6 protein-coding genes are annotated in these 6,600 nt (G+C 70.5%); all 6 read left to right on the top strand.

Going from position 1 to position 6,600, the window contains the following annotated elements; genetic code table 11:
* A partial coding sequence (locus I55_RS15155) for a DUF3142 domain-containing protein (RefSeq protein WP_044561426.1) occupies positions 1-528 on the top strand: 528 nt, incomplete at its 5' end.
* A complete protein-coding gene (locus I55_RS39060; protein WP_044561425.1) occupies positions 515-2,926 on the top strand; it encodes a hypothetical protein in 2,412 nt (803 codons plus the stop codon). The genes I55_RS15155 and I55_RS39060, both read left to right, overlap by 14 nt.
* 189 nt (positions 2,927-3,115) lie before the next feature.
* On the top strand, positions 3,116-5,251 hold the full coding sequence (locus tag I55_RS15145; protein WP_049974155.1) for a tetratricopeptide repeat protein: 2,136 nt from the start codon (positions 3,116-3,118) through the stop codon (positions 5,249-5,251).
* 147 nt (positions 5,252-5,398) lie between these two features.
* Positions 5,399-5,869 carry a 30S ribosomal protein S6 gene (rpsF, locus tag I55_RS15140; protein WP_044561424.1) on the top strand — a complete coding sequence of 157 codons (471 nt, stop codon included), beginning with the start codon at positions 5,399-5,401 and terminating at the stop codon, positions 5,867-5,869.
* On the top strand, positions 5,866-6,147 hold the full coding sequence (gene rpsR, locus I55_RS15135; RefSeq protein ID WP_044561423.1) for a 30S ribosomal protein S18: 282 nt from the start codon (positions 5,866-5,868) through the stop codon (positions 6,145-6,147). The genes rpsF and rpsR overlap by 4 nt, the downstream gene beginning before the upstream one ends.
* Positions 6,148-6,160: 13 nt before the next feature.
* Positions 6,161-6,600 (top strand): 50S ribosomal protein L9 (gene rplI, locus I55_RS15130; RefSeq protein WP_044561422.1); only part of this gene is annotated, 440 nt, incomplete at its 3' end.

Raw genomic sequence — 6,600 nt, 5'->3', positions numbered from 1 at the left:
CGCTCCATCGACAGCCTGGCGACGGTGGAGGGGGAGACGCCGCTGCTGGCCGGCGGCGCCCATGCCCGTGAACTGATGGCCCGGCCCGCCGACGTGGCGGATTTCCTGAAATCCCTGCGCGCCCAGTCCCCGCCCCACCTCAGGGGCATCGCCTGGTTCCGCCTGCCGACGGCGGACGACCGCCGCGCCTGGTCGCTGGCGACCTGGGCCACGGTGGCGCGCGGCGGCACACCCGTCGGCCGCGTCACGGCGACGGCCCAGGCGACGGATACGCCGGGTCTGGCCACGCTGCTGCTAGTCAATGACGGCGACGATGACGCCGAATTGCCATCCGGCCTGGACCTGCCCGCCGTGTGCCCCCTGGCCGACGGCGCCAATGGCTATGCCCGCGATCCCCTGTCCCCCCAGGCGCTGCCCCGCCTAGTTCGCCTGACCCCAGGCCTGCTGCCGCCCGGCGAGCGCCGGCCGGTGGGCTGGCTGCGCTGCCCCGATTCCCCCTCGCCCCCGGTGATCCATGTCCGCCCGTAAGCGCCGCCTTCTTGCCCTGTCCCTTTCCCTGCTGGCCGGTGCCGCCGGCGTCGCCGTCGCCTGCGGGCCGGATTTTCCCTGGCAACTGCTGGACCGGCGCGACGTGACCCTGGCGGAAACGCCGGCCAATCCCTTCGCCTGGGAGGCGGCGCACCTGGTGGCTCCCCCCACGGACACGATGAAGGCGGTGGAGAATCGCTGGGCGACGGACGATACCCGGGCAAAGATCCGCACGGACGCCGAAGCGGCGGGCCTCGCGGCCGAAACACCGGCGCTGGTTGCGGCGATGCGCGCGGCCAAGGACGGCGACCAGGCCTACGCCCAGGGGGAGAAGCTGCCCGCCGCCGTGCGCCTTTACACCGCCGGTGCGGTGGACTATCGCGCCGGCCGGCTGGACCAGGCGGCCGCTCGCTTCCAGGCGGTGCTGGATCTGCCGGTGGCGGAGGGCGCCTCGCGCGCCGTCTGGGCCGCCTACATGCTGGGCCGGGTGGCGATGCGACGCGACCAGGCGGACGCGGCCGCCGCTTTCTTCGCCAAGGCCCGTGCCCTGGCCCAGGCCGGCGCGCCCGACCCGCTGGGCCTGGGCGTGGCCAGCCTGGGGGAGGAGGCGCGGGTGCGCCTGGCCCAGGCGGGGCTGGCCCTGGTCACGACACCCGGGACCGATGACGACACGGTGGCGGCCAGCCTGCCGGCCACCCTGCGGCTGGAGGCGACCAAGCCGCTGGACGTGCCGGCGCTCGCCCAGGCGGTGACGCTGTATGCCCAGCAGGCGGCTCACGATTCCTACCAGGGGGTCGAATCCCTGAACCTCATCGCCCTTCATTTGCTGGAGAATGCCGATCCGTTGAAAGCCGCCGTCACCGATCCAACGGTGCAACGCCTGCTGGCCGCCCACGTCCTGGCGTTCGAGACGGACACGCCCAGTTGGCGTCCCTACCAGGGCCAGGACCCGACACCTCCGACCGTTCCGCATCTGACGGCGCTGACCGACGCCCTGGCCCAAGCGCATGTTGGCCAGCCGGACGGGCAGGCGCCGGCCGCCGCCGACCAGCTGGCGGCGTTGGCCTACCGCAAGGGGGACTATGAGGCGGCGGCGCGCCTGGCGGCGATGAAGCCGGGACCGCTGGCCAGCTGGGTCGAGGCCAAGCTGGCCTTGCGCAAGGGGGATCTGGCGCAGGCGGCCAGCCTGTATGCCAAAGCGGCGGCCGCCTTCCCGGCCACCGGCGACGGCCCCCAGGGGAGCGTGATCTCGGCGGCCGAGCGTACCCGGCTTATCGGCGAAGGCGGCACCGTGGCCCTGGCGCGGGGCGAATACGTGGCGGCGCTGGATACGCTGATGCCGGTGGCCGACACCTACTGGGGCGACGTCGTGCACGTCGCCGAGCGGGTGCTGACCGTTGACGAATTGAAGGCTTATGTCGATGCCAAGGTGCCGACCAGCGTGGTCACCGGTTGGACGCTCAAGGTCGACAACAAGCAATGGCCCAACACCCTGCTGGACGGAATGGGCGTGGGCTACAGGTATGACGAGGAAGCTGATCACCTGCGCTACCAGGGGGCGCCCCTGGCCCTGCGCAGCCTGCTGGCCCGGCGGCTGATGCGGGCCGGCCGGGGGAAGGAGGCGCTGGCCTATTACCATAACCCGGACGTGGCCAAGGATGCCCGCGCCTATGTCGACGCGTTGGACACGGCGGGCAGCGCCTGGTGGTCCGCCAGCCGCGCCCGCGCCTGGTTCCAGGCCACCACGCTGGCCCGCACCCGGGGCATGGAGATCATGGGCACCGAAGGCCCCCCGGACAGCGGCGCCCTGCAGGGGGCCTATGAGTGGGGTGTTTCACAAACGGCCCTGCCGCCGGCCGGCGCCGCGTTCGTCACGGATGGGGAGCGCCAGCGCTTCGCGGCCGCGGCACCGCAGCCCGACCAGCGCTTCCACTACCGCTCCATCGCCACGGACGCGGCGGAGCGTGCCGCCGACCTGCTGCCCCACACCAGCCAAGCGTACGCGGCCACCCTGTGCTGGGCGGTGACCTACGCCAACAGCATGGCGATCAACAGCTGGACTGAGGAAGAGGCCGCCATCGCCAGCGATCCCGTCTGGCGTTCACGCATCCTCGCCGCCGTCGCGCAGGACAAGCAGGCGAAGGGCCGGGCCTGGGCGCTTTACCAGCGCTACATCAAGACCGGCCCCCACCAGGCCTGGGCCGCCCATTTCGGCCATGCCTGCCCCGCGCCGGATTTCGACGCCGCCGCGAAGGCCTGGTGGCAGACGCCAGCCCGCCACGCGCGCACCTGGATTCGCCAAAACCATCGCAAGGCGCTGGCCGCCGGCGGGGCAGCCCTGGCCGTACTGGTGGCCGGTGTCGCGCTGGTGATGGTCCGGCGGCGGCGGGCCGGCTAAGGCCCCTAGGTCTTTCCCCCGCGGCACCATCGACGTACCACCCGTCGGCAGGCTAGAGCCGGCCGCGCTAAATCGGAACCACAGCCGGCTCTAGCTGAGTCTGTCCGCGAGCAGATTCACGCTCCAAGGCGATTCCGCCTCTCCACGATCTGCTCTAGTCTGCGATCAGTCACCGCCCGGGGAAGATCCATGAACCGCAACCAGCGCCGCCTGGACAAGAAGCAGGGCGCCCCCGCCGCCCCGGCGCAATCCCAGGCGGCCCAGGCCCAGACCTGGTTCGGCCAGGCGACGCAGCACCATGCCGCCGGCCGCCTGGATGAGGCGGAGGCGGCCTACCGCCAGGTGCTGGCCCTGGCCCCCCGCCATGCCGACGGCCTGCACCTGCTGGGCGTGATCCACCACCAGACGGGCCGCCACGCGGCGGCGGTAGAGCTGATCGGCCAGGCCATCGCCGCCAACGGCAATGCCCCCTTCTTCCACGCCAACCTGGGCACGGTGCTGCTGGCCCTGAACCGTCCGGCCGATGCCGTGGCCGCGCTGAAGCGGGCGCTGGCCCTGAAGCCCGACCATGCGGAGGCGCACAACACCCTGGGCAACGCGCTGAAGGACCTGGGCCGGCTGGATGAGGCGCTGCCGCACTACGAACGCGCCGTGGCGTTGAAGCCCGACTACGCCAACGCCCATAATGGGCTGGGCTCCGCCCGCCAGGCGCACGGGCGGCTGGACGAAGCCGCCGTCCATTATCGCCGCGCCCTAGCGCTGAACCCGGGCCTGGTCGTGGCGCAGGTGAACCTGGGCAAGGTCCTGAAGGACCTGGGCGATCTGGACGCGGCGGCGGCCCATCTGCGCCATGCCCTGTCGCTGGAACCCGGCAACGCCGACGCCCTGAACAACCTGGGCGCCCTGCTGCAGGCCCAGGGGCGGCTGGATGAGGCCACGGCCTGCCTGCGCCAGGCGGTCACCCTGGCGCCCGACGACGCCGACGCCCAGTTGAACCTCAGCCGGCTGTTGGCCGGCGACATCCTGGTGCGCGATCCCGGCCTGCTGCGCCAGGCGCTGTCCCATGCCGAGCGGGCGCGGGACCTGCGCCCCGGCCACGCCGCCACCTTGGACACGGTGGGCACCATCCTGCAGCGCCTGGGCCGGCTGGACGACGCGGCACGGCACTACCGCCAAGCCCTGGCCCTGACACCAGGGGACGCGGAGATCGTCTATAATCTCGGCACCACGTTGCAGGCGCTGTGCCAACAGGACGCCGCCGCTGATCTTTACCGCCAGAGCCTCGCCTTGGATCCGAACCAGGTCGACGCCCGCTTCACCTTGGGGCTCATCCAGCTGGCGGCCGGTGACCTGGTGGCCGGATGGGCGGGTTATGAGACCCGCTGGCGGACTCGGCAAATGGCGCCGCACTGGCGCCCCTTCCCCATGCCGCAATGGCGGGGGGAAAACCTGCGGGCCAAACGCCTGCTGGTGTGGGGGGAGCAAGGACTGGGCGACGAAGTCATGTTCGGTAGCCTGCTGCCGGACCTGCGTGCCCGGGTGGCGGCGGAGGGCGGGCAGCTGGTGGTGGAATGCGAACCGCGCCTGGTCGGCCTGTTCGGCCGCGCCTTGCCTGGGGTGGTGGTACGGGCGCCGTCATCCGGTCTCGGAAAGGTTCCGGTGGTCACGGACGTCGACCTTCACCTGCCCATGGGCAGCCTGCCGGCCCTCTTGCGTCCCGGCCTCGCGGATTGGACGGGCGCGCCTTTCCTGACGGCCCGGGCCGACGTGGCGGCGTCATGGCGGGACCGGCTGGCGACGTTTGGTGACGGCGTGCGGGTCGGCATCTGTTGGCGCAGCGGCATCCTGCGCGGCGACCGCTCCGGCGCCTACACCAGCCTGGCGGATTGGCGGCCCCTGTTGACCCTGCCCGGGGTGATTCCGGTAACCCTGCAATACAGCGCCACGGAAGCCGAGATCAGGCCGGTGGAGCAGGACCTGGGCATCACCCTGCACCGCTGGCCCGACCTGGACTTGCGCGAGGACATCGAAGGGTTGGCCGGCCTGATGACAGGGCTGGACCTTGTCATTTCGGCCCCCACCGCGGTGGGGGAACTGGCGGGCGCGCTTGGCCTGCCTTGCTGGCGGGTGGGCACCAATACGGACTGGTCCGGGCTGGGCACCGCCGCCAGGCCCTGGTTCAACACCATGTCCGTCATCAGCGTGACGGAAACCGCCCCGGAGGCGGCGGACTGCGTGGCGGTGGCCGCCCATCGCCTGTACGCCATGACGGGGCGGCCGGCGGACCATCTTTTACCTTGTCCAACCAGCTGCTTTCCGTTATAAGCCCCCGCTTCAACCGCTCCTTGCCGGTGCCTGAGCCATGGCGCCGGCTAGGTCCGTGCGGCTGATCCGATCCGCGACTCCGGAATGATCCGGAACTCCTGGAACGGCCACAGCGGCGGACCACGTAACAGCCATGGGGAGTATCAAATGGCTTTGTATGAGACCGTGCTGATCGCGCGGCAGGACATCACGTCCGCTCAGGTGGAAGGCCTGACCGAGACCTTCACCGGCATCCTGAAGGAGAACGGTGGCCAGGTCGCCAAGGTCGAGCAGTGGGGTCTGAAGACCCTCACCTACAAGATCAAGAAGAACCGCAAGGGCCACTACGTTTACTTCGCCCACGATTCCGCCCCGGCCGCCGTTACCGAGATGGAACGTAACATGGGCCTGAACGAAGACGTCCTGCGCTTCATGACCATCCGGATCGAGAAGATCGAGGAAGGCCAGACCGCGATGCTGTCCAACAAGGGCGATCGCGGTGAGCGTGGCGAACGCGGTGAGCGTGGCGAGCGCGGTCCGCGCCGCTTCGACGACCGTGGTGACCGCGGCGACCGCGGTGATCGCGGCCCCCGCCCGCCCCGCCGCATGGAAGCCTCTTCTGAAGGAGACCGGGCATGAGCTTCGGAACCCAGGGTAACGCCGGCGCCCCGCGTCCGGCCGGTGGCGGCGGTGGCCGTCGTCCGTTCTTCCGCCGTCGCAAGACCTGCCCGTTCTCCGGTCCGAACGCCCCGGCGATCGACTACAAGGATGTGAAGCTGCTGTCGCGCTTCATCTCCGAGCGCGGCAAGATCGTGCCCAGCCGCATCACCGCGGTGTCCGCCAAGAAGCAGCGTGAGCTGGCCCGCGCGATTAAGCGCGCCCGCTTCCTCGCCCTGCTGCCTTACATCGTGAAGTAAGGGAGTAGGAAAGATGGAAGTCATTCTGCTGGAGCGCGTCGAGAAGCTCGGCCGCATGGGCGAAGTGGTGTCGGTGAAGCCGGGCTTCGCCCGCAACTACCTGCTGCCCCAGAAGAAGGCGCTGCGCGCCTCCAAGGACAACCTGGCCTTCTTCGAAAGCCAGAAGGCCAAGCTGGAAGCGCAGAACGCCGAGCGCAAGGTCGAGGCCGAGAAGGTCTCCGCCAAGATCGCCGACCTGTCGGTGATCATCATCCGTCAGTCGGCCGAAACCGGCATCCTGTACGGTTCGGTCAGCGCCCGTGACGTCGCCGAGGCGGTCACCGCCACCGGCACCGCCGTGGAGCGCAGCCAGGTCGCCATCGACACCCCGATCAAGACCCTGGGCCTGTTCAAGGTCCGTCTGGTTCTGCATCCGGAAGTGTCCGTGGCCATCACCGTGAACGTCGCCCGTAC

The organism is Azospirillum sp. B4 (assembly GCF_000333275.1).
Taxonomy (GTDB): domain Bacteria; phylum Pseudomonadota; class Alphaproteobacteria; order Azospirillales; family Azospirillaceae; genus Nitrospirillum.
Note: the sequence above shows the minus strand (reverse complement) of the source record. Positions and strands in the feature narration are given on the sequence as shown.

Bases quoted from the DNA above. Each gene is read 5' to 3' on its own strand.
- I55_RS15145 (WP_049974155.1), top strand. From the start codon at position 3,116: ATGAACCGCAACCAGCGCCGCCTGGACAAGAAGCAGGGCGCCCCCGCC.
- I55_RS39060 (WP_044561425.1), top strand. From the start codon at position 515: ATGTCCGCCCGTAAGCGCCGCCTTCTTGCCCTGTCCCTTTCCCTGCTG.
- rpsF (WP_044561424.1), top strand. From the start codon at position 5,399: ATGGCTTTGTATGAGACCGTGCTGATCGCGCGGCAGGACATCACGTCC.
- rpsR (WP_044561423.1), top strand. From the start codon at position 5,866: ATGAGCTTCGGAACCCAGGGTAACGCCGGCGCCCCGCGTCCGGCCGGT.